This is a genomic window from Lactobacillus sp. UMNPBX4, from assembly GCF_002554115.1.
Lineage (GTDB): Bacteria > Bacillota > Bacilli > Lactobacillales > Lactobacillaceae > Lactobacillus > Lactobacillus gallinarum.
In genome coordinates this window covers 1-418 of sequence record NZ_PCZF01000138.1, presented here as the reverse complement: position 1 = coordinate 418, position 418 = coordinate 1, and the positions used below count along the sequence as shown (strand labels likewise).

Sequence of the window (418 nt, the reverse complement as noted above, 5' to 3'; positions counted from 1 at the left end):
CGCCGATTGTAAAATCAAATTGAACACTTTAGAAAAATAAAAAGTCCATCTGGACCCGTTTGATAGAATGTAATTACCACAAAACATCTTGAAACGAGGTCACAAATGGACTCTTTACATTCTATCATGCCTAAGCACAAAAAAGGAAAACATTTGTCATTAGAAGAGCGAGTTATTATCCAAACTCGTATCAAAGATGGATTTTCTCTTAGAGCAATTGCTCGTGAGATTGGTTGTTCTCCTTCTACGATTAGCTATGAAATCAAACGTGGTACAGTTTTGCTTTATCACGGTAAACAAAAGCGGTACAAAGCAGAACGTGGAAATGAAGTTTATCAAGCTAACCGACGCCACTGTGGTCGCAAATCAGACTTCTTGAAGAAATCTGACTTTATCAAGTATGTCAATAAGCATTTCT

At 36.6% G+C, this 418-nt stretch carries 1 protein-coding gene; it reads left to right on the top strand.

Translation table 11 applies throughout. The features are described 5' to 3' along the window. Positions 1-105 precede the first annotated feature (105 nt). Positions 106-418: helix-turn-helix domain-containing protein (locus tag CP355_RS10075; protein WP_143468955.1), on the top strand; the 313-nt coding region annotated here is incomplete at its 3' end.